The 23,314-nt window shown below is 61.3% G+C and carries 22 protein-coding genes, 1 tRNA gene and 1 pseudogene; 7 read left to right on the forward strand and 17 right to left on the reverse strand.

Going from position 1 to position 23,314, the window contains the following annotated elements:
- Positions 1-296 precede the first annotated feature (296 nt).
- A complete protein-coding gene (locus ABSY17_RS16550; protein ID WP_378952771.1) occupies positions 297-1,706 on the forward strand; it encodes an MFS transporter in 1,410 nt (469 codons plus the stop codon).
- On the opposite strand, the gene ABSY17_RS16555 is transcribed toward ABSY17_RS16550, so the two are convergent.
- Both ABSY17_RS16555 and ABSY17_RS16560 read right to left on the reverse strand, forming a co-directional pair.
- Complete coding sequence (locus ABSY17_RS16555) at positions 1,701-2,423, reverse strand: RlmE family RNA methyltransferase (RefSeq protein WP_378943058.1); 723 nt, start codon at positions 2,421-2,423, stop codon at positions 1,701-1,703. The genes ABSY17_RS16550 and ABSY17_RS16555 overlap by 6 nt on opposite strands.
- Entirely contained in the window at positions 2,420-3,769 is a 1,350-nt protein-coding gene (locus ABSY17_RS16560) for a Ppx/GppA phosphatase family protein (RefSeq protein ID WP_378943060.1), read from the reverse strand. The genes ABSY17_RS16555 and ABSY17_RS16560 overlap by 4 nt, the downstream gene beginning before the upstream one ends.
- Positions 3,770-4,074: 305 nt before the next feature.
- Between ABSY17_RS16560 and ABSY17_RS16565 the strand changes: the two genes are divergently transcribed.
- The 3 genes from ABSY17_RS16565 (at position 4,075) to ABSY17_RS16575 (ending at position 5,727) form a co-directional block, all read left to right on the forward strand.
- Positions 4,075-5,019, forward strand: a complete 945-nt coding sequence (locus ABSY17_RS16565) for a YbhN family protein (RefSeq protein ID WP_378943063.1) — start codon at positions 4,075-4,077, stop codon at positions 5,017-5,019.
- Positions 5,020-5,132: 113 nt separating this feature from the next.
- Positions 5,133-5,206, forward strand: a tRNA-Gln gene (locus tag ABSY17_RS16570).
- A 179-nt stretch (positions 5,207-5,385) separates the two neighbouring features.
- Positions 5,386-5,727: a hypothetical protein gene (locus ABSY17_RS16575; RefSeq protein WP_378943065.1), complete on the forward strand. Its 342-nt coding sequence runs from the start codon at positions 5,386-5,388 to the stop codon at positions 5,725-5,727.
- 396 nt (positions 5,728-6,123) lie between these two features.
- Here the strand turns inward: ABSY17_RS16575 and ABSY17_RS16580 are convergent, their stop codons facing one another.
- The 8 genes from ABSY17_RS16580 to ABSY17_RS16615 form a co-directional block, all read right to left on the reverse strand.
- A complete protein-coding gene (locus ABSY17_RS16580; RefSeq protein WP_378943068.1) occupies positions 6,124-6,660 on the reverse strand; it encodes an NAD-dependent epimerase/dehydratase family protein in 537 nt (178 codons plus the stop codon).
- A gap of 209 nt (positions 6,661-6,869) precedes the next feature.
- Entirely contained in the window at positions 6,870-7,088 is a 219-nt protein-coding gene (locus tag ABSY17_RS16585; RefSeq protein ID WP_305335607.1) for a hypothetical protein, read from the reverse strand.
- The gene (gene istB, locus ABSY17_RS16590) at positions 7,085-7,849 is read right to left on the reverse strand and encodes an IS21-like element helper ATPase IstB (protein ID WP_304833932.1); all 765 of its coding nucleotides are present in this window, start codon (positions 7,847-7,849) and stop codon (positions 7,085-7,087) included. Before istB ends, ABSY17_RS16585 begins: the two co-directional genes overlap by 4 nt.
- On the reverse strand, positions 7,836-9,353 hold the full coding sequence (gene istA / locus ABSY17_RS16595; RefSeq protein WP_378940750.1) for an IS21 family transposase: 1,518 nt from the start codon (positions 9,351-9,353) through the stop codon (positions 7,836-7,838). Before istA ends, istB begins: the two co-directional genes overlap by 14 nt.
- 829 nt (positions 9,354-10,182) lie before the next feature.
- Positions 10,183-10,791: an NAD-dependent epimerase/dehydratase family protein gene (locus ABSY17_RS16600; RefSeq protein ID WP_378943071.1), complete on the reverse strand. Its 609-nt coding sequence runs from the start codon at positions 10,789-10,791 to the stop codon at positions 10,183-10,185.
- A 46-nt stretch (positions 10,792-10,837) separates the two neighbouring features.
- Positions 10,838-12,301 (reverse strand): glycosyltransferase family 2 protein, encoded by a 1,464-nt coding sequence (locus ABSY17_RS16605; protein WP_378943074.1) that lies wholly within the window; start codon positions 12,299-12,301, stop codon positions 10,838-10,840.
- A 1-nt stretch (position 12,302) separates the two neighbouring features.
- Positions 12,303-12,821, reverse strand: coding sequence for a UDP binding domain-containing protein (locus tag ABSY17_RS16610; protein WP_378943076.1), 519 nt, complete (start codon positions 12,819-12,821; stop codon positions 12,303-12,305).
- Positions 12,818-13,885, reverse strand: a complete 1,068-nt coding sequence (locus tag ABSY17_RS16615) for a UDP-glucuronic acid decarboxylase family protein (protein ID WP_378943079.1) — start codon at positions 13,883-13,885, stop codon at positions 12,818-12,820. The genes ABSY17_RS16610 and ABSY17_RS16615 overlap by 4 nt, the downstream gene beginning before the upstream one ends.
- A gap of 505 nt (positions 13,886-14,390) precedes the next feature.
- On the opposite strand from ABSY17_RS16615, the gene ABSY17_RS16620 reads away from it, so the two are divergent.
- Complete coding sequence (locus ABSY17_RS16620) at positions 14,391-15,521, forward strand: endo-1,4-beta-xylanase (protein WP_378943081.1); 1,131 nt, start codon at positions 14,391-14,393, stop codon at positions 15,519-15,521.
- A 176-nt stretch (positions 15,522-15,697) separates the two neighbouring features.
- Here ABSY17_RS16620 and ABSY17_RS16625 read toward each other — a convergent pair whose 3' ends face one another.
- The 5 genes from ABSY17_RS16625 to ABSY17_RS16645 all read right to left on the reverse strand — a co-directional run bounded on the left by ABSY17_RS16625 (position 15,698) and on the right by ABSY17_RS16645 (position 20,510).
- The gene (locus tag ABSY17_RS16625) at positions 15,698-16,459 is read right to left on the reverse strand and encodes an SDR family NAD(P)-dependent oxidoreductase (RefSeq protein ID WP_378943084.1); all 762 of its coding nucleotides are present in this window, start codon (positions 16,457-16,459) and stop codon (positions 15,698-15,700) included.
- A gap of 10 nt (positions 16,460-16,469) precedes the next feature.
- Complete coding sequence (locus tag ABSY17_RS16630; RefSeq protein ID WP_378943086.1) at positions 16,470-17,282, reverse strand: ABC transporter permease; 813 nt, start codon at positions 17,280-17,282, stop codon at positions 16,470-16,472.
- Positions 17,282-18,145 carry an ABC transporter permease gene (locus ABSY17_RS16635; protein WP_378943089.1) on the reverse strand — a complete coding sequence of 288 codons (864 nt, stop codon included), beginning with the start codon at positions 18,143-18,145 and terminating at the stop codon, positions 17,282-17,284. Before ABSY17_RS16635 ends, ABSY17_RS16630 begins: the two co-directional genes overlap by 1 nt.
- 78 nt (positions 18,146-18,223) lie before the next feature.
- Positions 18,224-19,387 carry a PotD/PotF family extracellular solute-binding protein gene (locus tag ABSY17_RS16640; RefSeq protein WP_378943092.1) on the reverse strand — a complete coding sequence of 388 codons (1,164 nt, stop codon included), beginning with the start codon at positions 19,385-19,387 and terminating at the stop codon, positions 18,224-18,226.
- The gene (locus ABSY17_RS16645; protein ID WP_378943094.1) at positions 19,368-20,510 is read right to left on the reverse strand and encodes an ABC transporter ATP-binding protein; all 1,143 of its coding nucleotides are present in this window, start codon (positions 20,508-20,510) and stop codon (positions 19,368-19,370) included. Before ABSY17_RS16645 ends, ABSY17_RS16640 begins: the two co-directional genes overlap by 20 nt.
- 120 nt (positions 20,511-20,630) lie before the next feature.
- On the opposite strand from ABSY17_RS16645, the gene ABSY17_RS16650 reads away from it, so the two are divergent.
- Both ABSY17_RS16650 and ABSY17_RS16655 read left to right on the forward strand, forming a co-directional pair.
- Positions 20,631-21,446, forward strand: coding sequence for a LuxR C-terminal-related transcriptional regulator (locus ABSY17_RS16650; protein ID WP_378943096.1), 816 nt, complete (start codon positions 20,631-20,633; stop codon positions 21,444-21,446).
- 154 nt (positions 21,447-21,600) lie between these two features.
- Positions 21,601-21,747, forward strand: a pseudogene (locus tag ABSY17_RS16655) (IS5/IS1182 family transposase); the annotation flags it as partial.
- Positions 21,748-21,958: 211 nt separating this feature from the next.
- Here the strand turns inward: ABSY17_RS16655 and ABSY17_RS16660 are convergent.
- Together ABSY17_RS16660 and ABSY17_RS16665 are read right to left on the reverse strand one after the other, a co-directional pair.
- The gene (locus ABSY17_RS16660; protein WP_378943099.1) at positions 21,959-22,246 is read right to left on the reverse strand and encodes a Nif11-like leader peptide family RiPP precursor; all 288 of its coding nucleotides are present in this window, start codon (positions 22,244-22,246) and stop codon (positions 21,959-21,961) included.
- A complete protein-coding gene (locus ABSY17_RS16665) occupies positions 22,243-23,112 on the reverse strand; it encodes a GNAT family N-acetyltransferase (RefSeq protein ID WP_378943101.1) in 870 nt (289 codons plus the stop codon). Before ABSY17_RS16665 ends, ABSY17_RS16660 begins: the two co-directional genes overlap by 4 nt.
- Positions 23,113-23,314: the final 202 nt, after the last annotated feature.

A 23,314-nucleotide genomic window follows, 5' to 3' on the forward strand; every position in this document is an offset into this window, starting at 1 on the left:
CTTCATGTGTGAAAATGGGGAATGCGAAAAAGAGCACTGGCACCAATGGTGTTCAGCGCCGACTCCTCAATATTCCCTTTCAGGATTGGCGCTGGCTGGTAACACGTCTTGGAGGCGTTGAAAAGCGCGCGTTGATGCGCAATCGACGCAGGCAGGGAACCTACGCGGGTCCGGGGCCTTGTCTTGCTGGCATTCACCACGGGCAGCGCTGGCAGCGGACAGCATTAACGGCCCGTGATAACAGGGCGCATCCTGCCGCGGTTCTGCGGCGACAGACCGTGACCATTTGCATGACGATCAATCGAACCACCCCGCTCATCCTGGCCGTCGCCCTGTTCATGGAGAACATGGATTCGACCGTCATTGCCACCTCGCTGCCGGCAATCGCAACCGACATCGGCACCAGCCCCATCGCCCTCAAACTGGCGTTGACCGCCTATCTGGTCGCACTTGCGATCTTCATCCCCATCAGCGCCTGGATGGCCGACAAGTTCGGCGCTAAGCTCATCTTTCGCGTGGCGATAGGGGTGTTCATGCTGGGCTCGCTCGGCTGCGCGATGTCTGGTTCGCTCGGCGCCTTCGTGCTGGCGCGTTTCCTGCAGGGCATGGGTGGATCGATGATGACCCCGGTGGCGCGGTTGGTGCTGGTGCGCACGACCGAAAAGAGCGGGCTGGTGTCGGCAATGGCAACACTCACCATCCCCGCTCTCATCGGCCCGCTGGTCGGCCCGCCCGTCGGCGGCTTCATCACCACCTTCTTCGCCTGGCACTGGATCTTCCTCATCAACATACCGATCGGCGTCATCGGGATTTGGCTGGCGGGGCGTTTCCTGCCTGAAATTCCGCCGGAGCCGACGCAACCCGTCGATGTGCCCGGCTTCTTGCTGTCGGCGATCGCCGCATCCGGCGTCGTGTTCGGCCTGTCGGTGGTGAGCCTGCCGGCGCTGCCGCCCATCATAGGCGCCGTTACGATTGCCATCGGCATCCTCAGCGGCCTGCTCTACATCCGCCACGCACGGCGCACGGCCTATCCGCTGCTGGACCTCAGGCTTTTTGCGAACCCGGTCTTCCGCACCGCAATCAGCGGCGGCTCATTGTTTCGCGTCGGCGTCGGAGCCACGCCGTTCCTGCTGCCGCTGCTTTTCCAGCTCGGATTCGGTCTGTCGCCGTTCCAGTCGGGCATGATCACCTTCGCCACCGCAGCAGGTGCGCTTTCGATGAAGTTCGTGGCACCCCAGATCCTGCGGAGGATCGGCTTTCGAACCGTTCTGATCACGGCGTCCGCGGGCTCGGCCTGCCTGATCGCGGCCAATGCGTTCTTTACCGCGCAGACGCCCTATCTGGTGATTCTCGCCGTGCTTTTTCTCGCCGGCTTCCTGCGCTCGCTGTTTTTCACCTCATCCAATGCGCTGGTCTTTGCAGATGTCGACGCAGCGCAAACGGGCCAGGCCACCGCCATCTCGGCGGTGGCTCAGCAGATCGCCGTAGCCCTCGGCGTGGCCGTTGGCGGCGGAGCCTTGGAACTGTGGAGCGTGGTCACGGGCGAAGCGATCGGCGGGCAAAGCTTCACCTTCGCCTTCCTGGTGATCGCAGCGATCACGGCGCTGCCCCTGTTGCTGTTTGCTCGACTGGCGTCGGATGCCGGTGGGGCGATTTCAGGCCACCGCCACGAACGAACCGTGACGGAAGAGCCGCAACGGCTATGAGGGGTCGGACTCCGTGCGACCCTTGAAGTCCTTGGCGAGAAGGTAGAGTTCAGCGGATTCGTCGCGCGAGGCCGGCGGCTTGACGTGATGGACCGTGCGGAAATTCTTCTTGAGTAGCGTCAAAAGTTCGGCTTCGGTTCCGCCCTGGAAAGTCTTGGCGAGGAAATGACCACCAGGCTTCAGCACCGAAATGGCGAAATCGGCGGCGACCTCACAGAGATGCATCGTACGGATATGGTCGGTTCGCCGATGTCCTGTCGTCGGCGCCGCCATGTCGGACAGTACGAGATCGGGCGCGCCGCCCAAGGCAACCGACAGCTTTTCCGGCGCGTCGGGATCGAGAAAATCCATCAGCAGGATTGCCGCGCCCGGCACCGCATCCATTTCGAGATAGTCGATGCCAACCACATGCGGGTTTTCCTCGGTCGAGACCGTGCGCGCCGCAGCAACTTGCGACCAGCCGCCGGGAGCCGCCCCAAGATCGATCACCTTCAGGCCAGGCTTTAGCAGATGATGCTTGTCATCGATCTCGATCAGCTTGTAGGCCGCGCGTGAGCGATAGCCTTCCGCTTTCGAGCGTTGGACGTAGGGGTCGTTCATGTGGCGTTCGAGCCAGCGGCGCGACGATTCCTTGAGCCCGCTCTTCTTCTTGATCTTGGTCCGGAGCACGCGGGTCGCCCCTGCCGATACCCCTGCCTTCGTCGGTTTCTTGGTCATCCGCGCTGTCCGTTCCGCCAGTTACGGCGCCACACGCCGTCGTCAGCCATCAATTCGCTCAAAATGCCCTCGCGCAGGCCACGGTCGGCGACCCGAAGCCGCTCTGCCGGCCAGGCCGCGCGAATCGCCTCCAGTATGGCGCAGCCGGCCAGTACAAGGTCGGCCCTGTCCGCGCCAATGCAGGGGTTCGCCATGCGCTGATGAAAGTCCCAGCCGAGCACCTTCTCGACCATGCGGTCGACGCTGGCGCCGTCCATCCACAATCCGTCGACACGACGACGGTCGTATCGGTCGAGTTCCAGATGCACGCCGGCAAGGGTGGTCACCGTGCCGGAAGTGCCCAGCAGATGGAACTTCGGGCTCGACATGATGTGACTGAGCCTGTCGCGCCCATCGAAGGCGCGCAGCCGGGCGGCAACGTCTTCGACCATGGCAGCGAATATTTCGCGCGTCACCGTGCGCCCACCAAAACGCTCGGCAAGCGACACGACGCCGACGGGAAGCGAGGTCCACGAGACGATGTGATTCGCCAGGCGCGGCGAGCGGTGGCGCGACACGTCGATCAGCGCGATCTCGGAGGAGCCGCCACCGATGTCGAACAGCACGACACCGTCGGTATCGCGCTCGATCAACGAGCCGCAACCCGAAACGGCAAGGCGTGCCTCGGTCTGCCGGTCGATGATTTCCAGCTTCAGCCCCGCTTCACGCTCGACACGATCGATGAATTCCGCCCCGTTCTCGGCCGAACGGCAAGCTTCGGTCGCAATCAGCCGGGCGCGCTTGATCTTGCGGCTGCGCAGCTTGTCGCCACACACCTTGAGCGCCTCGACGGCCCGATCCATCGCCGGCCGCCCGAGCCGACCAGAGGCGGTCAGGCCCTCGCCCAGCCTGACGATGCGCGAAAACGCATCGACCACCCGGAACTGCCCAGGCCGGCCGGGAACGGCAACCAGCAGCCGGCAATTGTTGGTGCCGAGATCAAGTGCTGCAAAAGCCGGCAGGTCCGCGACCGGCGTCCGGCGCGGTGGCTCGTTCTGAACTGCCTTGGCGACTGCCTTCGGCGGCACGGGCACCGGTGTCGCCTTCTGCGCAACGGGTGCAGCCGTCGGCTTCCCGCCAGCCGCCGGCTGGCTGCCATCGCGTGCAAACACCTTGCGTCCGCGACGACGCTTGCGTCTTTTCCTGGTCTTGCCCTTGTTTTGCGCGGCATCCCCATTGGCGTGACCGGGGCTCGGTCGCGCGGCAGCCTTGCGGCCTTGCTGAGAGCGGCCCGCGCCTTGCGGCAAGGATCCACCCCCAGGGACACCCGCATCCGACGCGCCAGCGTCGGCTTCGCGGTCCTTCACCTTGTTACTTCCTTCTGGCGCCGCGCGAACCTTTTCGGACGCTGCACGCGCATATCATCTTGTGTTGATGCAAGACTATCAGCGCGGACGCCGATCACCAAGGGCGGCGGGGTGGATTTTTGCCGATCTCCCTCGTCCACCGCCGCCATGCCGCGCACCCTGCAGGGCAAACGAAATCGCGGCCTCGGGTTGAATAGCTGGCTTCGTTCAGGCAAAGCTCAAATACTGGCCGGACATGCGACGGGACGCATCAACCGGGCGGGCAAGGAACGCTGGAACCAAGAGGAGTGGGCAAGCGCTGCCGCATGAGGATTAAGGACTATTTCTGGCCCGTTGTCGGGCTCTGCGCCGTCGCCCTTTCCGCCTGGCTGCTCTACCACGAGTGGCGAGAAATCTCACTTGAGGACGTCTGGTCTGGCTTGGAGGCCATTCCCCCACATGGCTGGGCGCTTGCAGCGGCGAGTTCGATCGTCGCCTATGCCGCCCTAGCCGGCTACGACCACATTGCGCTGCTGCACATCGGCAAGCGCGTTTCGTGGTTGTTCGTCACAGTCTGCTCCTTCACCACCTACGCGCTTTCGCACAACATCGGCGGCTCGGTCTTTTCGGGCGCGGTGATCCGCTATCGCGCCTACGGCACCAAGGGCCTGACGGTTCAGGATGTCGGCGTGCTGGTCGGCATATGCTGGTTCACCTTCGTGCTGTCGAGCATCTTCGTCGGCGGCATCGTGATTCTGCTCGAACCAGGCCTGCTCGACCGCTACACCGAAGGTAGCCACGAGGCGTGGTGGATCGCACTCGGCATTGCGATGCTGATTTTCGTCGCGGCCTATGTGTTCGGCAGCTGGCTGAAGCTCAAGCCGCTCGCCATCCGCAGCTTCCGCCTGCATTATCCGGCCCTGCCGATCGTGGCGCGACAACTGATCATAGGTCCGCTCGAGATCGTAGCAGCGGCAGCGATCATCTATTTCGCGCTGCCGACTGAGCACAATCCCGGCTATCTCATCGTGCTCGGCATCTTCCTGTTCTCCTTCGCGGTCGCCCAGGCATCGCATGCACCGGGCGGACTGGGTGTGCTCGAGGTCGTCTTTCTCACCGGCCTTTCGGAAATGGATCCGGCAGCCGTTCTCGCAGCGCTGCTCGTATTCCGGCTGTTTTATCTCATCATTCCGCTCATCCTGGGTATCATCGCGGTGCTTGCCTTCGAGCATTCGCAGTTCGGGCGGGGCGGAAAAAAAGATCAGATCTAAAAACCGAAAATTGCTGCACCGGACGGGTTGACTATTTCCCGCCGGCAGCTACAAGGCGCGCACCGGCGGCGTTGTCACCGACTGCGTCGCGGCCGAAGCAAAATCGGCCTTGCTGGGGAATAGGTTAACGGTAGACCCACGGACTCTGACTCCGTTAGTCCTGGTTCGAATCCAGGTTCCCCAGCCAATTGCTTCTTTTCAATAAAATCAGATATTTAGGAAAACATTGGCGCAAGCTAAGTGCTGCAGCCTTGTGGGTGTTCCACATGGGCATTTGCGTCCCGTCGCGTCATTCCTCCTGCTCGAAATGCTGCATCCATCCCGCCCTATGCCGCGCCTCAACAGGCGGGCCACGATATCGAGTCAATGCGCTCGCGAATCCTTCAAAATCAACGCAACCTTGCTGAAGTAATTGTGGGGGCATTACCCAACGTGCTGGAAGAACCATCAAGGCTTGAAGCTGTTTGGCGGCAACAAAATATTCCCGTCGCGTGGAGAAGTGGAGAGACCGGGCGGCCGCTCTTGGTAAAGCTCCATTTTATGATTGATAATCGATCATGGCTTCGTTCAATGGGCAGACGCCATCCTGAGTGGAACGAGCGAGGTAAGCATTGGGAAATCTCCAAAAGCTGGTTCAATGCCCTTATCGATAAGTCACTTGAGCGTTTTGGCCTTATTTACGTTGTGCAACCATTTCGCGAACAATAGAAATGCTCCCCTGCTTGTATGAATGCAGCCGGACATGATTGCGAATGTTCATGCATGGGAGCTAACCATGGCGCGGGCAACGATGGCAGGTGGTTTGATGTTTCTGAGACATTTGCGACACGATCACTGGTAAGGTTGCCGCCCCGCCGGTCGGCGCGCCGAGTATCGTGAGCGGGCGTTGGAAGAATGCCGATTGGCCAACCAAGGGCGTGGTAACTTGGGGCATGAGCGACGATGGATCGTGGCTGACACCTGATGAAAGCGGCCTCGTAGTCATCGGAATTGCCCTCGGCAAACGGATGCTAAACCGCGGGCTGCCTTGCGACGAACGCACCGCGGCCCAAGTCGACGTATCAGGCCATGCGCCAAGCAATGACGCAGCAGGCGGTTTAATCGTCAAACGACCAGCCTGCTGGCAGCTAGTTCCGCCATGCTTCGGCCTGACTTGTCGACGGGTTTTTTGGCGGTCTCCACCCAAGCGATCAGTTCTTCCATGCCCTTCTCGAAGTTACGCTCTGGGCGGATGCCGAAATCGCGTTCGAGTTTGGATATGTCCGCAAAGCAGTGGCGAATGTCCCCTACGCGATACTTGTTCAGAATTTCCGGGGCAATGTTCTTTCGGAGAAGGCGTGCGAGTGTACGTGCGATCTCGTTCACGGTGATCGATCGTCCGCTGCCTACGTTGTAGACGTCCCAGACCTCCTTTGCGCTCTCGAGCGTCGTCGCGAATGCATTGGCGACATCCATGACATGCACGAAGTCGCGCCTCTGCTCACCGTCCTCGAAGACAATGGGCGGCTGATCATTGAGAAGCCGTGAGATGAAGATGGCCGCTACCCCCGTATAGGGATTGCTGAGAGCCTGTCGTGAACCGTAGGCGTTAAACAAGCGAAGAGCGACAGTTGGGATTTCAAGCGTTCGCCCGACGGACAAAAACATCTCCTCGTGATCGCGCTTGTTGTTAGCGGCGGTCTAAACCCGCGTAAATCTGGCGGCGGCAAATGGTGGCGGAATATGGTGACGGAATCCGGTGGTCATTTGTGGCGGCGGATTCTGGTGGCGGCTTTCGGTGCTGAGTGCGCCACCAACAGCAAGGGCCCCGTCAGGGGCCCTTGCTGTTGGCGTGGGAGATTCGTCGTTGTTCAGAACGGCAACTCCGGGTCAAAGTCATCCAGCGATTCACTGGTCACGCGCTGCTCGCGCAGCAGGTTCTGGATGACCCGGCCGTAGTGGGTCCAGACACGATCACGCAGATCATCAAGCAACTCCATCACCGCCAAGGCCTGCTCTGGTGTCCAGGTGTCGTCCACCGTGAAGGGCAGCCCACGGCGCAGTCCTGAAGGCGGGTGCCACGGCTTCATGCCGCCTCCTTCGACGGTTTGCGCTTTGCGGTGCGCGCCCTGGCGCGTTCTTGTGCCTCCTTGTGCCGGTACGACTGACCCTTGATACCGACAATTTCGGCGTGGTGGACCAGGCGGTCCACGAGTGCGACCACGCAGGCCGCGTTGGGGAACACTTCACCCCACTCGGCAAACGATTTGTTCGTGGTGATCAGCGTGCTCTTGTGCTCGTGGCGCCGGCTGATCAACTCGAACAGCAGATCGGCATAGCGGCTGGAATACGACAGATACCCGACCTCATCAATGGCCAGGAGCTCTGGCCTGGCGTAGTGGCGCAGCCGGGTGCGCAGTGCCGAATCGCTGTCCAGACTGGCCAGCTCGCCCAGCAGCTTGCCCGCGGTGGTGAACACGACGGTGTGTCCCTGCAACACCGCCTGGTGCGCAATGTTCTGCGCGATCGTGGTCTTGCCGACCCCGGAGGGCCCCACCAGGATGGCGTTGCTGGCGTTTTGCAGGAACTGCAGCGTCATCAGCTCGCTCACGCTGGCCTGGTCAATCTGCTCGGGCCAGCGCCAGTCGTAATCCACCAAGGGCTTGAAGCGCCCGATGCGCGCACTGTGCAGGCGCCGCTCCATGGATCGGCGGGTTCTCTCCTGCTCTTCCCAGTCCAGCAATGTGCCCACCCAGGGTTCGGTGCAGCAGGCACTCCAGTTGGCCAGCACCCCGTGCAGTTGCAACGCCTGGGCGCGGTGTTTGAGTGTGGCCGAATCAGTTGCTGGCATCGTCACTCTCCTGTGTGAGACGGTCATAGCCGTCCAGGCTGTGGGGGCGCACGGCGATGTCGCGCGCGCGCACCTGCGCGGACAGGGCCACGCCCAGCGGTGGCGGGGTTTGCTGCTGGCGCTGGCGTTGGCGTTGGCGTTGGTGTTGCAGCGCCAGACGAACCGCATGGGGGTGCGGTACACCGCGGCTTATGGCATCGGCGACGGCGGCCGTCATCTGCGTGCGTCCATGCACATCCAGGAGTTCCTGCAACTCACGGGCGATGCGCCCCAGCGGCTCGCCCCGCTTGGCCGCCTCTGTCAGCAAGTCCTGCACCTGAGGCAGCGCGTGCACCAGGCGGTCCGTGTCGCGATGGGCTCGCGCGGCTCGCTTGTGCTGCACCAGTTCCTGCACATGGGCCTCGATCTCGATCTGCTGAGCCTTGTCCCAGCAACGCGGGTGCGTGGCCAGTGCCTGCTGGCCGTCCAGAATACGCACCTCATGCAGGCTGGCGTGCACGCTCAGGCTGCGCTGTACGTGGGTGTGGGGGATGGAATAGTCGTTCAGGTCAAAGCGAACATAGGGTGTCTTGGCCGCTGTCACGCCGCGGATCTCATCGCAACAAAACGGTGTGACCGGGATGTCCATCAGGTGCGCCTTCTCTTGGTCAAAGGCCTGCTGCACCGACAGCTGGGAATCCTCGGGGCAGCGCCGAGCGCTGGCTGCCCCGTTCACCCAGGCATCGGCCTGGGCATTGAGATCGTCGAGGCCGTCAAAGGTGCGTCCCTCGAAGAAGGCCGTGCGGATGTAGCGGATGGCCCGCTCCACGCGTCCCTTCTCATTGCCCCGGGCCGGGGCCACGGGCCTGGCCTCGAAGCGGTAATGCGCCGAGAGTGCCAGCAAGGTGGGATTGAAGCGGATGGCCGGCCCCCTGCGTTCGAGCACCGCGCTCTTGAGGTTGTCGTACAAGACGACCCTGGGAACGGACTCCCAGGATTCAAAGGCCTGGACGTGGCCGCGCAGGAAGTTCTCCATGTGCGCGCCCAGGAAGAAGCGCAGGAAGATGCGTCTGGACCAGGACAGGACCATCACAAAGGCCATCAGGGGTCGCCTGGCTTGCCCGATCTGGATGTGGCCGAAGTGGCCCCAGTCGCATTGCCCCTGTTCACCGGGCAAGGTGCGCAGGCGCAAGTAGGCCTGTGCTGGGGGGCGTGGACGGTGCCTGGCGACGATGTGGCGAAAGTGGTCGGGGCGTCCCTCGTAACCGCGCTCGGCGACCATGGTGTGCAACCGGCTGGCCGTGAGGTTGGGGAACTGCTTCAGGGTCTCTTCAATAAAGGGCAGGTAGGGGCTCACGCCCGAGGTGCGTTGTGCGGGCACTATGGGGGCGGCGCCGGCCTGGGTGAGCACGCGCATGACGGTCTCGCGGTGCACGCCCAGCTGGGACGAGATCGTTCCCACCGGCCAGTGCTCGGCGTGGTGGTAGCGCAGGATCTGCGCCGTGAGTTCAGGTGAAATGGCCATGTGAGTCGGTACTCCATACGGATGGTTTCGATGGGCGACGAAAGCGGCAACGCAAATAGTCCAGGCGTACAAAATTCGAGACCGAACGGCCGCAAAAGAGGCATTGGCAGCGTTGACTTGCGTCCGGGATCAGAGCGGTTGTTTCGCCGGGTGGGAGTACATCAGCGCAGGGCGGTGGTGGGCTACCCTGATGCGTCACTGTTTGCTGGCGCGCCCTCCATTGCCCCTGGCGTCTGGCGTGAGCGTGACGGCCCTTGCGGCTGTCCTGGTAGCGTTTGCCGGCTGCGCGCTGGGCGCCACTTCTGGCCTGGTGCGAGCAGGCCGCGCTGCAGTAGCGCTGGCCGCGGTCGCAGTGGCTGCAGATGAGCACAGGGCAGCGGCACAGGGCGCACACAAAGCGTCTGGGCGGTGGTGACGGCGCGGGCTGGGCAGTGGGCATGGACGCTCCATTCCCATGCGTGGGCCCACGCTGCTGGACAGCCACGCCCGCTTCGTGAAATACTGACAGCGGCAACGGCGCCCTCCAAAGCGGGGGGTCTCGGGGCGCGACAGTGGGTTTACCGGAAATTTACTGTCACTGTCGCGCCTGCTTCTTACACAGGTAGGCGATATGTAACGCAAAAGACCAGCGCTGCGCCATACCCCTGCGCTGGCTCACTCCCGCCATCCCACGGCCACAGCAGGCACGCCCCCCCGGCACACCTCAGTGCCCTGCAGAACGGGCACCCCCCATTCAACTCAAAGGAAGTTCAAGGCATTCAGCTGACTGCCGCGGATGACCGCGTCCGACTGCTTGCCGACACCAGATTTACGCGGAAACTGACCGCCGCTAACACTTGTTGACGGCATAAATGGAAGCAGGCTGAAGCGGCTTGGTTTCAGTCGTCGGAATTGGGTCGAGGCCCACGCCTTCTTCGGACAACTCCCATATCCGAGACTTCAGGGCTGAGTTCGTCCTGAGGCCGGGCGCCACGGAGCCTCCGTTGCCGTCAGAGCGGCGATACTCGCCTTCGCCATAAATCGACATGGAGGAGGCAACGGCCAACCGCTTGATTGGATGTCGTCCGTCTGGCCCAGGCTGCATTTTCGACAGGGCCTCGAGGACGACCGCGGCACCCATGACGTTGTTACGCGTGTATTCGACGATGTTGGTCATGCTCTGCCCCACGCCGACAGACGCAGCGAGATGGGCAAGATGAGTAATACCGTCGAGTGCATTTTCGAAAACGCCGCCATCGAGGATATTGCCCTTGATGCGTCGTGCTTTCGGATTGAGGTAAACGGGCCAGCCTTCGGCATCCATTTCCGCGTCCGCGTGAACCTGATCGGCCAAGCAGTCGAGCACTGTCACTTCGAACCCCCGCTCGACCAGCAGATCGGTGAGATGGGAACCGATGAAACCAGCTCCACCTGTTACAAGCACATGTCCTCTTTTCATTCGGTCCTCCCGATTGCCTTGGGCACTCGTCGCTGGCGGACATTTCTTATTCTGCGGCTGTAGGCAGTCCCGTCTGCTGTTCTGGTAGGTCTTGTCCGCGATCGAGCCTGATCAGATTGTGGTTTGCATCGATCTTGACGGTCCGCTCCCAAACGAGTCCCCCGTCTTTCCTGAACATCTGGAACCCGATCCACAGCGGGATGCACCAGATCAGCCACCAGATCATGATCGAGACAGGATTCACCCGAAGGATGTACCAGGCCCGCATAAGTCTCGTGTCGAGAACCAGCCTGGTCCGCTTCCAGATGCTCACATAGAGACTGGCCAGCAACAGGCTCAGGATTGTCACATTGGCCCACGATAGCCACACCCCCGCCTGTGGGATGATTCCGTCGCCCCGCCAAACGCTCCAGATCGCCCACACCCCGACAGGAAAGCCGATCGAATTGATGGAGAGCGACAGGCATGGCAGGAAATTGAGCCATGCTCTGAACCTCTGCCAACGGCTATACCCCATGGCCTTCAACGGGGACGACAAGCTCTGGAAGAAGCCGCACACCCATCGCTTCCGCTGTGTGATGCCATGAGCGATCGTCGTCGGAACCTCCTCTATCAGGGGGTTCTCGATGATGCCGATGCGCTTGCCGTTGATCCAGAACCGCATTCCGACCTCTGGATCCTCGATGGTCGTCCACGGATGGAACCCACCGAGTTTCACCAGATCGGAAGCCTTGAAGAACAGACCCTTGCCAAGCACCCAAAAAGGCTGCTTTCCGTCCGCCGAGATGTGCGGATATGTAAGCCCGTCCCAAGCCATGTGGTCGGCGGCGTGCCAAGTTGCGGCCATGCTGTCCAGGAGGTTGCCCGCTATGTTCTGCGCCTGCAACACGTCGAATTTCTTGATGCCAGCCGCTCCGGCGATGAAGTGGTCCCGCGGCGGACAGCTGTCGGCATCGATGTAGTTGATCAGAAAGTCTTCCTTGGGGAGTAGATATTTCGCAGTGTTGTAGAAGGCATATATGAGCTGCCTGGTCTTTTTTGGCGGCAAGCTCCGGTTTCTTGCGCGTGCCCCTTGATGCCACCAGTAGGCCTTAGGGTTATTGTCCCATGCATGCCAGACGACCGACCACCGCGGATCGCTCGTGGGCGGCACCTCGATAACTTCCAGAAACGAAAACTCTCCCTTGAGCCGCCTCAGGGAGGCAATGGTCTCGCGGTCGTCAGCATTCGGGATCGACACCACCCGGAAACGGCGTTTCGGGTAGTCGATGTTGGCGATGGTGCGGAATGTGGTCCGCATCGTCGCCTCAAGTTCCCGCAGTACTGGATAATACAGGACGATGAAGGGAAGATTGTTCCGGTCCACCGCATCTATGTCCGCCTGCTCCACCTTGTTCGTCGGCAGCGTCCTGAAATAGATGTTGACTGCCATGCTGAGGGAATAGAGGCCTTGCACGCCGAAGAAGAGAAAAAGCAGGACCGCTTCAGACATTCCCGCGAGGGACAACATGTCAGCACCCCTTGACGAACCCTTGCGTTGTTTCTGTCGCTGTTTTCCGGACGGTTTTTATCCCGAACCTGGACGACGCGACCCGCTTCGTCGGACCTGGATAGGGTCTGACAGCAAACAGCCCCGGCATCGTTGACCAGGGGGCATTGCCTGTCCCGTGAACCGAAAACCCAGCAGGAGCGAGCCGCGACGGTTCGATGGCGTTGGGCAGGTCAGCGAAGACCTTCTGCGCTACGAGTGATGCCGCTTTCCGGAAATCGAGTTGGCTGAATTCATCCCATTCAGTGACAAGGGCCATGCGGTCGACATCCTTCACGCGCTCATACGCATCCGCCGTAAAAGCCACGCTATCCGGGATGGCCGATGGGTGTCGCATGCCCTCGGGGTCGTAAGCGCTGACGCTGGCACCCGAGGCCTGGATGAACGAAATGATGGACACTGCGGGGGCTTCCCCCATGTCGTCCGCATTTCGCTTGGGCGCGAGGCCGAGCACGACTGATCCGGCTATGGCGACTTTCATGGCGCCAACTCGCTCAAATGACCGCCTGATCGGGCGATGACAGCGGTCTTGGAAGGCGCGGAGCCGCTTTCGGCCATGGTCGCGTCGAAATATGCGATGGTTTTCTCGAGCCCCTGCTCTAGAGCCACTTTAGGCTTCCAGCCAAGCAACTCGACGGCTCGCGATATGTCGGGCCTGCGCCGTTTTGGATCGTCGATGGGAAGGGGAAGACGTACGATCCTCGATCGCGATCCAACCATGTCGATGACCATCTCGGCCAAGTCGTGTACCGGAACCTCGGCGGGATTGCCGAGATTCATTGGCCCCGCAGCTTCGCTGCCCGAATGCATCAGCAGGTCAAGACCCATGATGAGGTCGCTGACATAGCAGAACGACCGCGTCTGGCTTCCGTCGCCATAGACCGTCAACGGTTCGTTCCGAAGCGCCTGGATGACAAAGTTGGAGACTACCCGGCCATCGTCCGCCCTCATCCTTGGTCCATACGTGTTGAAGATGCGGACCATCCTGACGGTAATGCCGCGTGTCTTGGCGAAATCCATGAACAGGGTTTCCGCGAAACGCTTGCCCTCGTCGTAGCACGCGCGCGGCCCGACAGGGTTGACATTTCCGCAGTAGGATTCCGGCTGCGGATGCACCTCTGGATCTCCGTAGACCTCGGAAGTCGAAGCGTGGAATACCCGTGCACCATCGGCTTCTGCCCGCTGAAGGACATTCCAGGCCCCCATTGCATTCACCATCGCCGTCCGCACTGGATCTGACTGGTAATGCTTCGGGGAGGCAGGGCAGGCCAGATTGTATATCTCGTCAAACCGCGGGAGTTCTTCAGGCAACCCTTGGCGAACGTCGTGGTCAACCATCCAGAATTTCTTGGTGGCCTCAAGCCTGGAGACGTTTCGCCTGCTTCCAGTATGGAAGTTGTCGACGCAGAAGACTCTGTGGCCCCTCGACACCATCAGGTCGCAAAGATGCGATCCCAGGAATCCCGCGCCCCCTGTGACAAGAATGTTTTTGAGGCGACTTTCACCACCTGGGTCTGCACCAGGCAACGCTTCATCAAAACGCATGCACTTTACTCCCTCGGACAGGACGCAAGACGTTCCGTCACCCATGCACCGCTCTACGAGACGTTCTTTGTCAACACCCTCTCAATAAGGCCATCTATATTTCGAACATGAAATTGACTTCACAGCGCACAAAGCCGAATACACTCATCTATACTTTGATATAGTCAAATTAACCAGAATATGATTTCCAATTATATAAAGTTCCGTTCAATAATTTTTCAAATATCGAACTTTATTGATTTATATCTCTATTATTTATATCAGAAAACGCTACAGTAGCTTTCTATAATATCTTATTCCCTGCCTGCCGCCTATACCCCAGGTTGCGATTGCGGCTCTTTGATTTGCTCAATCTCAAATGGCAAACCTGGGGGAGTGCAGCCCCAATGTTTTCTAAGGTTTTCCTAGTTTTTGAGACGCAGCGCGGCCAACATCCAGGCTTCCGACTGTTGCGACAGGCCATTCTGATGTATTTCTTGACAGAGTTTACGCGGTCATCTGGCAAATGGTCCTCAACGAAACCTCAATTTTGTCACGCAGAAACCTTCTGAGGTGGGCAGTCACCTCCCTTGCATTCTGCGGTTTCGGCAAGCAGGCCGCTTTGGCGATGGCAAGGCTTAGGACGGCCGCTGAAGCTAGGGAGCTCTTCATCGGAACAGCTGTGGCGGCCGACGCACTCCGGCGGGATTCCTCGTTCAAGGAGGCAATCCTGGCCGAGTGTTCATCCCTTACGCCCGAACTCAGTATGAAATGGGCTGCGGCCGAACCTTCCAGAGGTAGGCTGGAACTGACCGACATGGACGAGATCGCTGATTTCGCGCGATTCAACGGACTGGCAGTCTACGGCCACGCCCTTCTTTGGCACGGAAGCATCCCCCACTGGGCCGAAGTGATGCTTCGCGAGGCCCCCGACTGGCAACATGTGCGCAATCATATCGCCACCGTCATGCCTCGGTATGGCGATGTCGTCCGTTACTGGGATGTCGTCAACGAGCCGATAGATACTGGCCATCGTGAAGACGGGCTGAGAGACAGCCCATTCCTCCGCGCCTTCGGCAGCAGTTACATTGAACGCTCCCTACACGATGCACGCGTCTTTTCCCCCCGCGGCAGGCTGATGATCAACGAATACGGCCTAGAATACGATAATCAGGTGGAACGGGACCGCAGATACCTTTTCCTGAAGTTGATCGAACGACTAAGGTCCAAGAATGTGCCCCTGGATGGCATAGGACTTCAGGCACACTTGGATCTGCGAAAGGGAACGGTATTCCAGAACGCGATCAAGGAATTCCTTCAGGAGATCGAGGGCTTCGGCCTTGAGGTGGTCGTGACCGAGCTGGACGTGAAGGAGGCCGACTATGCTGCCTCGGCAGAGCAGCGCGATACTACGGTCGCGGACGAAACGCGCCGCTATCTGGAAACGGTGCTTGACCACGCTAACGTGAAGGGAGTCACCACTTGGGGGCTCAGCGACAGATACTCCTGGCTTCGCGTGACGGACGAGGAATTGGGAGCATACAAAGGAGCGTGGAAAGACGGAAGTGGCCCGGGGCTCAACAGAGGCCTGCCGCTCGATGCGATGTTTATGCCGAAACGAATGCATGCTGCCATGGCGAGCACGTTGGCAGACTGACGCAGCCGCGCCTTCAGGCCGATTGCGACGTAAGGCATTCCAATACGCACGGTCCAGCCGACGCGCCGGACAGCTTCCCCGTGCCAGAAGCGGGAATTCGGTCCAGTTAACGTATTCGTCCACCTTGTCGGAGCCCGACGGGGCGGTGCTTCAAGAACGTAGGGCTCGTATTCAGTTCAGGCGATGCTTTCGCCGCCGTCGATGACAAGTGCCTGGCCTGTCATGAAGGACGAGCGATCGGAAACGAGGAACAGAATGCCCTCAGCGATCTCCTCGGCGCTTGCCCAACGCTTCATCGGGATCTTCGTCCGGACGTAGTTCTCGATAGCGGCGCGGCCACCCATCTGGGCGATGAAGGGGTCGTTGAAGGGTGTGTCGACCCAGCCAGGGCACAGCGCGTTCACCCGGACATTGTATTTGGCGTAGTCGACCGCCATCTGGCGGGTCATCGCCACCACCGCGTGCTTGGACGTGGCATAGGCGATCATCTCGCGATCGTAGAAGACGCCGGAATTGGAGGCCGTGTTGACGATCACGCCGCCGCCCTGCTCGATCATTGAGGGCATGGCGAGCTTTGCAGCCAGGAAATGGGCGCGGACGTTGATGCGCCACGAGGCGTCCATGCCCTCGCTGTCGACTTCGGTCAGCGCTCCCCCAACCTGGATGCCGGCGTGATTGTGCAAGATGTCGATGCGTCCATGCTTGTCGAGCGTAGTGCTGATCAGGTGATCGATTTGGGCGTCGTCGGAAACATCGGTGGCAACAGCCTCGGCGCGCCCACCAGCAGCACGGATCGCTGCCACCACCGCTTCACCGGACACGGCATCGCGGTCGGCGATGATCACCACAGCACCTTCCTTGCCCATCATCAGCGCGCCGGCGCGGCCGATGCCGGAACCCGCGCCGGTGACAACGGCGATGCGATCTTTGAGCAGCATGATGGGCCTTTCAGTGTGAGGATTTTGTCTTGCGCAACAGAAGTTGCGCTAGCACCACCATGAGAACTGACGCGCAGAGCACGATGGTGGCGATGGCGTTGATTTCCGGCGTCACGCCGCGGCGGATCGAGGCGAAGACGTAGATCGGCAGCGTCGTCTGCGCGCCAGCGACGAAGAAGGCTATGATGAAGTCATCGAAGGAAAAGGTGAAGGCGAGTAGAAAGCCGGCCAGGATCGCCGGCAGGATCTGCGGCAGGACGATTGAGCGGAAAGTGGTCATCGGCGTGGCGTAAAGGTCGCTTGAGGCTTCAACGAGATTGCGGTCGAGGCTGCCGAGCCGCGTGCGCACGATCATGGTCACCAGCGCCATGGAGAACAGGCCATGCGCGGCGATGATCGAGCCGTAACCGAGGGCCAGGCGTGGCGGTGTGCTGCCCGGCCAGATCGATGCGAGGAACGGATTGACCACGGTAAACAGCTGAACCAGCGCAACCAGCGTTGAAATGCCGATCACAACCCCAGGCACAACGATCGCAGCCCCAAGAAGCGCGTCAAAGATGGTGCGTGTCCTGATGCCCACGCGCGCAAGCCCGAGGGCTGCCGCGGTGCCGAAGACCGCGGCCAGGAACGCGCTCGTGGTGGCGATGAACAGGCTGTTCTTCAGCGCCTCGACAAGGAATGGATTGGCCAGCGCCTTGCCGTACCATTGCGTCGAAAAGCCGGTGAGTTCGCTGGCATGACGGCCAGCGTTGAACGAGAACAGCACGACCAGCACGATCGGCAGATAGAGGAAGGCGAAAACTGCAATTATGAAGGCACGCATCAGATAAGGTCCACCTGCCGGGCGCCCGAGAAACGGGTCGAAACACGATTGGCGATGATGAGGACGACCACGGAGACAAGCACCAAAGTGACCGCGATGGCTGATCCGAAAGGCCAGTTCCGAGATTGCAGGAAGAGGTCGACCAGGGCGTTGCCGATGAAAAACACCTTGCCGCCGCCGAGCAGGCTCGGAATGATGTATTCGCCGAGCAGCAGGATCATGACCAGCGACAAGCCGGTCATGACGCCCGGAAGTGAAAGCCTGAGCGTGACGCCGAAAAAGGTCGAGAGCGGTTTGGCACCGAGGTCGGCGGAGGCCTCCAGCAATCGGCGGTCAAGCCTTTCGAGGCTGACATAGATCGGCAGGATCATCAGCGGCAGATAGCCATAGACGATGCCAAGCAATACGGCGCCAGGCGTGTTGATCAGGCGCAGATCCTCGATGCCGATGTAGGACAGCAGGGCCGGAATGCCGCGTCCGCCGAGGATGTACATCCACGCATAAGTCCGCATCAGCAGGCTGGTCCAGAACGGGATAACGATAAGCGCGAGCAGGATCAGTCGCCAGCGTTCCGGCGCCCGCAGGGCAAGGTAATAAGCCACCGGATAGGCGACGAGCAGGCAGGCGAAGGCGCCGACGGGGGCCAGGATCAGGGTGTTCCAGAAGGCCGTGGCACGGGCCGGCAGGTTGGCATATTGCGCCATGGTGAATGCTGCTTGGTAGCCGCCCTCCGGTGCGCGCTCACCGACGCTGAATACGATGATGGCAACAAATGGCAGGACGAGAAAAACCACCAGCCACGCCGTTGCAGGCGCTAGCAGCAAGGCGGTCAGCAGTCTGTGTCGGAAGGCGCTACCGTGCATGCGAATATGTCCAAGGCGCCGACGGGCACGCGTGAGGCGCACCCATCGGCCGGTTGGGGTTGATCAGGCAGAGTTGGCTCAGGCCGACTTGAAACGGGCCATCAGTTCGGCGCGACCCGGGTCGGTAAGCGTTGCCGCCGCGCCGAATTCGAGCGGACTGAGAAGATCGGCCGCCGGATAGAGGATCGGATTGTCGAGCACTTCCTTTGGCAGCAGCGCATTGACGCGTGCGTCGGTCGAGGGCGCTCCGTTGGCAAGATGCTCCTTGACCGCAACTTGCGGGTTCATGAGGTAATTGAGCAGCGCATAGCCGGCCGGCTTGTTCGGCGCGTCCTTGGGGATGGCGTAGAAGTCGGTCCAGATTTCGCCGCCCTCCTTTCCAAGCACATAAGCTATCTCAGGAATATCGCGGTTGAGCTGGGCGCCGTCATTGGTCCAGCACATGGTCATCCATGCGTCGCCCGCGCGCATCGGCGGCTGGTAGTCGCTCGAGACGGCAAAGAGATGCGGCTTGGCCTTGATCAGGAGTTCTTCGGCCTTGGCCAGTTCGTCTGCTTTGAGCGAGTTGAAGGAGAAGCCGAAATATTTGAGCGCGTTGCCGATGGTGGTGAGCTGGTAGTCATGCACCATGGTGCGGCCATCGCCCTCGGTCATGGCCACGTCCCAGAAATCCTTCCAGGTGGTCATCGGCTTTGCCAGTTTCTTGGTGTTGACGGCAAAGCCAGTGGTGCCCCAGTTCTTCGGCACGGCATAGACGACCCCGTCGATGGTGCCTTCGGCGGTGAAGCGCGCATCTTCTGACTTGGGGTCGAAATTGCCGAGCTTGGCCATATCGAGGGGTTCGATGATGTCGAGCTTCTTGTAGGTCGAGATCGTGTAGTTGGTCGGCACGTAAAGGCTCCAGCCAGAGCCGCCGGCCTGGAGCTTGGCCAGCATCTCCTCGTTCGACCCAAACACGTTCACCTGGACGGCAACGCCGGTGTCCTTGGTGAAATTCTCGAAGGTCGCCGGGTCGTGATAGTTTGGCCATGTGGCGATCGACATGCGGTCGCCAAGGTTTTCGGCAGCGCGCGCCGGCGTCGGTGACAGGCCGAGCTCGCGTCCGAGCACGGCGGTGGCGATACCCAGGCCGGTCAGGCCCAGGAAATCACGGCGACCGATGGAGCCGCGCTTGAGGCGCATGAGCTGGTTGACGAATTCCTCCGCACTGACGGGCAAACCATCACGATATGACTTCGACATTTTTCGTTTCCCTCTGTTTTGTCCCGTTGTCTTTGGCGCCCGAGAACGCCAGAGGCGCTCCAGCAGCGAAGCCGATGGCGACGGGCTCGCCCGGCTTGAACAGATTTCCCTGACTGTGCTGGTGATCGGCGGTGGCCAAGAGCGTGCCAATGGCCGGCACCTCGATGGCATATTCCGCCGTGGACCCCAGGAAGATGCGGTTGCGGACGATGCCCTGAAGCGTACCCTGGCCCGGCGCACCGAGGCGCAATGCCTCCGGCCGCAGGCTGACCGAGACAGCTTCGCCGCTGGCGACGCCATTGCGGTTGCGCGCCGAAATCACTGAACCGTCGGCAAGCTGCACCTCGACGAGCTCGCCCGAGCGCCTCGCCACCTTGCCGGCAAGAAGATTGGTCTTGCCGACGAAGTCGGCAACGAACAGGTCGGCGGGCTCGTTGTAGACCTCGCTCGGCTGGCCGACCTGGACGATGCTGCCGCGGTTCATCACGCAGACGAAGTCGCTCATCGACAGCGCTTCCTCCTGATCGTGAGTGACGAGCACAAAGGTGATGCCGAGTTCGCGCTGCAGGTTCTGCAACTCGATCTGCATATCGGTGCGCAGCTTCTTGTCGAGCGCGGCCAGCGGCTCGTCGAGCAGCAGGACCGCCGGCTTGTTGACCAGCGCCCGGGCCAGCGCAACGCGCTGCTGTTGCCCGCCCGACAACTCGTGGACCTTGCGGCGGCCGTAGCCGGCGAGCTGAACCATCGCCAGCGCCTCGCCGGCCTTCAGGCTGATCTCGCGTCCCGAAAGCCTGGGCCGCTGCTGCCGCAGCCCGTAGGAGACGTTATCCTCGACGTCCAAATGCGGAAACAGCGCATATTGCTGGAATACCATGTTGACCGGGCGTCGGTAGGGCGGCGTGCCGGCCATGTCCTTGCCACGGATGAGCACTTGGCCTTCGCTCGGCTGCTCGAAACCGCCGATCATGCGCAGGCATGTAGTCTTGCCGCAGCCGGACGGCCCAAGTAGCGCAACGAAAGCGGCCGGCGGGACGGACAGATCCATGCCGCTGACGGCGGTGACGGCTCCATAGCGCTTTGCGACCCCACGAAACTCGATGTCGGAAACAGGCGCTGCGGTCAATCTACAGTCTCCAGGACCAGAACATCACAACTATCGAAACGCTACCAGAGAAAATGCCAACTAGTATATACCTCACAGGTGGTATATCGATCAGATATCTTGGTTTAGAGTGGTATCCAGTTGAAAGGACAATCTTCCCGCAGCGACCATTTCGGTGACCTCGCGGCTGTCATTGGAGCAACGCGCGAGACCGAAGGCTATTGCTTTGGCGAGGCTTTGATTTCCTGGCTCAGACGCCACGTCGCATTCGACCATTGCGTGGTGTTTGGCTATCGTGGTGCGCTACGACCGCCATTGCTATTCGAGACCTTCTCCCCCGCGGAGAGCCACGTCTTCGTCGCCCTCTACCAGGAGGGGCCCTATCTGCTGGACCCCTTCCACCACGCGGCGGTCGAACGCAAGGAAGGCTTCTGGCGCATGCGTGAACTGGCGCCCGACCGCTTCTATGCCAGCGAATATTTCCGCTCCTACTACAGCCAGACCAGGCTCGCCGAAGAGGTCGGCTTCTTCGTGCCGCTCGCTGGCAAGGATGCCGTTGTGCTGTCGCTGATGCGGCTCAAGGCGTCGGGCCCGTTTGGCACCGCCGATGCCAGGCTGCTGCGCGACATGGCACCTCTTGTTATAGAACTGTGCCGCCAGCGTTGGCCGGATCTGCCTGAATCCGAGCAGATTGCACCACCTTCCAAGGCTACCGAGCCGCCGGTCAACGAATTCGATCGCACCCACATTTGGGAGAGCCTGTCGCTCACCCCACGTGAAATGCATGTGGTCGACATGGTGCTGCAGGGCCATTCGACCGAATCCATCGCACGCTCGCTCGGCGTCGCGCCTGGGACGGTGAAGGTCCACCGCCGCAACATCCACCACAAACTCGGCATCAAATCCCAAGCCGGCCTTTTTGCCCGCTTCATCGAGATCATCGAGAAGAGGCGATGAATTGTGCGGCGGCGAACGGATCAGGCGACGAAACCTCGTCGCCAGGACTCCAGTCCCTACGTCCCTGCTCTAGCACGTGAAAAGCCGCCTTGCGCTCCAGCCTGCGTGGAGATGCAATGATCTGTAATGCTGGTTGCTACCAAGGGGGGACGCGATCAAGTACTTCGCCGAAGGCAAGGACCGCCGGCCGGCGACACTGCTTGCCGACTGCCTGGACGACTACGTGTCGGAAGACAATCCGGTCCGCGTCGTTGATGTTTTCATCGACGAACCCGAACCCGCAGCACTGGGCTTTGCCGGTTCCTGAAGCGACCGGGCGGCCCGCCCGTCGCACAGGCTGGCGGTCCAATCCGACACCGAAAAGCTGCGATCGCCGGCATGACGAAATCCGCCATGCCGGCCATCCGCACTTCGACCCGGCCTCCAGGGCCTCAGGCCCGAAATGGCCGGAGGCACTTTCCACCGGATTGATGAGATAAAGGCGGGTACGCTATTGCAAGCGAAACGAGCGATCAGTTGCGACCGAACCCGCTACCCTTCTGGCCTGCCTTGTTTATGCCGGCGGGTATAATGACGCCACCGGCCACCAGGTCCAGGTCGGAATCGGATAGTTCGCCTGCGGCCGTCGCATGCCTAGAGAGCGCGATGGAGAGTTCGTCCTCGGAGAACTCAAAGCCTTCGCGCGCGCCGAGCGCCACGATGGCGGCGGCCCCTTCGTTGAGGGCCGCGCCGGCCTCCGCTTCGAGAGCGGTGTCCGCGCGAACCTTATCATAGAACTGCTCAAGTGCTTCGATGCTCATGGGTGTTTCCTTTCGTAGTGAGCGAAGTCGAGATTGGTGGTGCCGGTGCGCAGCGGCACGCCGGCGCATCGCACGGCCAGGATGGTTTCGATCCTGTCGGCGATCGGTGCGAAGCGCCGGCGCGTGATTGCGACCATGCGCGGCCGAGTTGGGTTCGTGTAGTAGACCGCGACGGAGTCGCGCCCCAGCAGCGCGGCCTGCCGGGCATAGCAATAATGGTAGGCGCCGATGGTGACGCCGCTGTGCCAATAGGCAGGATCGAGGAAGGCCTCGAGATAGCGGATGGCGGGCTCGCCACCCTTTGCCTGTTCTGTGGCGTCGGAGCTTTCCGCTTCTGCCGCCAGCACCCAGCCGACCACTGCCCCCTGGCGGCGGATCAGCGTGCTGAATGCGGGCGCGATCGTCTGTGCCAGGGCGACCGGCCCCATCATTCCGGCCGCGGCCGGCTGCGCGAGACAGGCCTCGACCGCCGCCACATCGGCCTCCGAGAGCTCCACTGACGCATAGTCATAGAGATCGGATCTCGACAGGCGGTCGCTGATGGTGCGCCAGGCGCCGGCCGCCTCGGCCATCGCGCCGGCGCGCCCGGCAACTATCAGGCCATCTTCCACCGGCGCGCTCCAGGCCGCCCTCCCCGTGAGCGCCTCGAAGGCCGCGCGGCCTGATGTCGTCTCATTGTAGCGCGCGATCATGGTGGCGGCGCCGCGGCGGGCCGCCTCGACCTGCCACGCCCGCAGAAGCGCAAGGCCGATGCCGCGACGGCGCTCGGGTGGCGCGACAGCAACCGACAGGAGTTCCGCTTCTGCCCCGCCTTCGCAGGTGCCGAACACCAGACCCACAGGGCGGCCACCTGCAATTGCGCCCACGGCCACCATCGCCGGTCCGAGGGGCGCGAGCTGCGACCGAAAGCGATCGAACGTGAGGCCGGAAAACAGCCGGGCGTCCCTTGTCAGCACCGACAGGGAAACACGGGGAGCCGAGCGGGCGCCAAGGCAACCCGCCCCATCTTCAAACCCGCGTGACGCCACTTCGAGCGCGTTCCTCACAATTCCGTTCTTTCCCTGACCC

It is taken from the genome of Mesorhizobium sp. ANAO-SY3R2, from assembly GCF_042466635.1.
Taxonomy (GTDB): Bacteria; Pseudomonadota; Alphaproteobacteria; order Rhizobiales; family Rhizobiaceae; genus Aminobacter.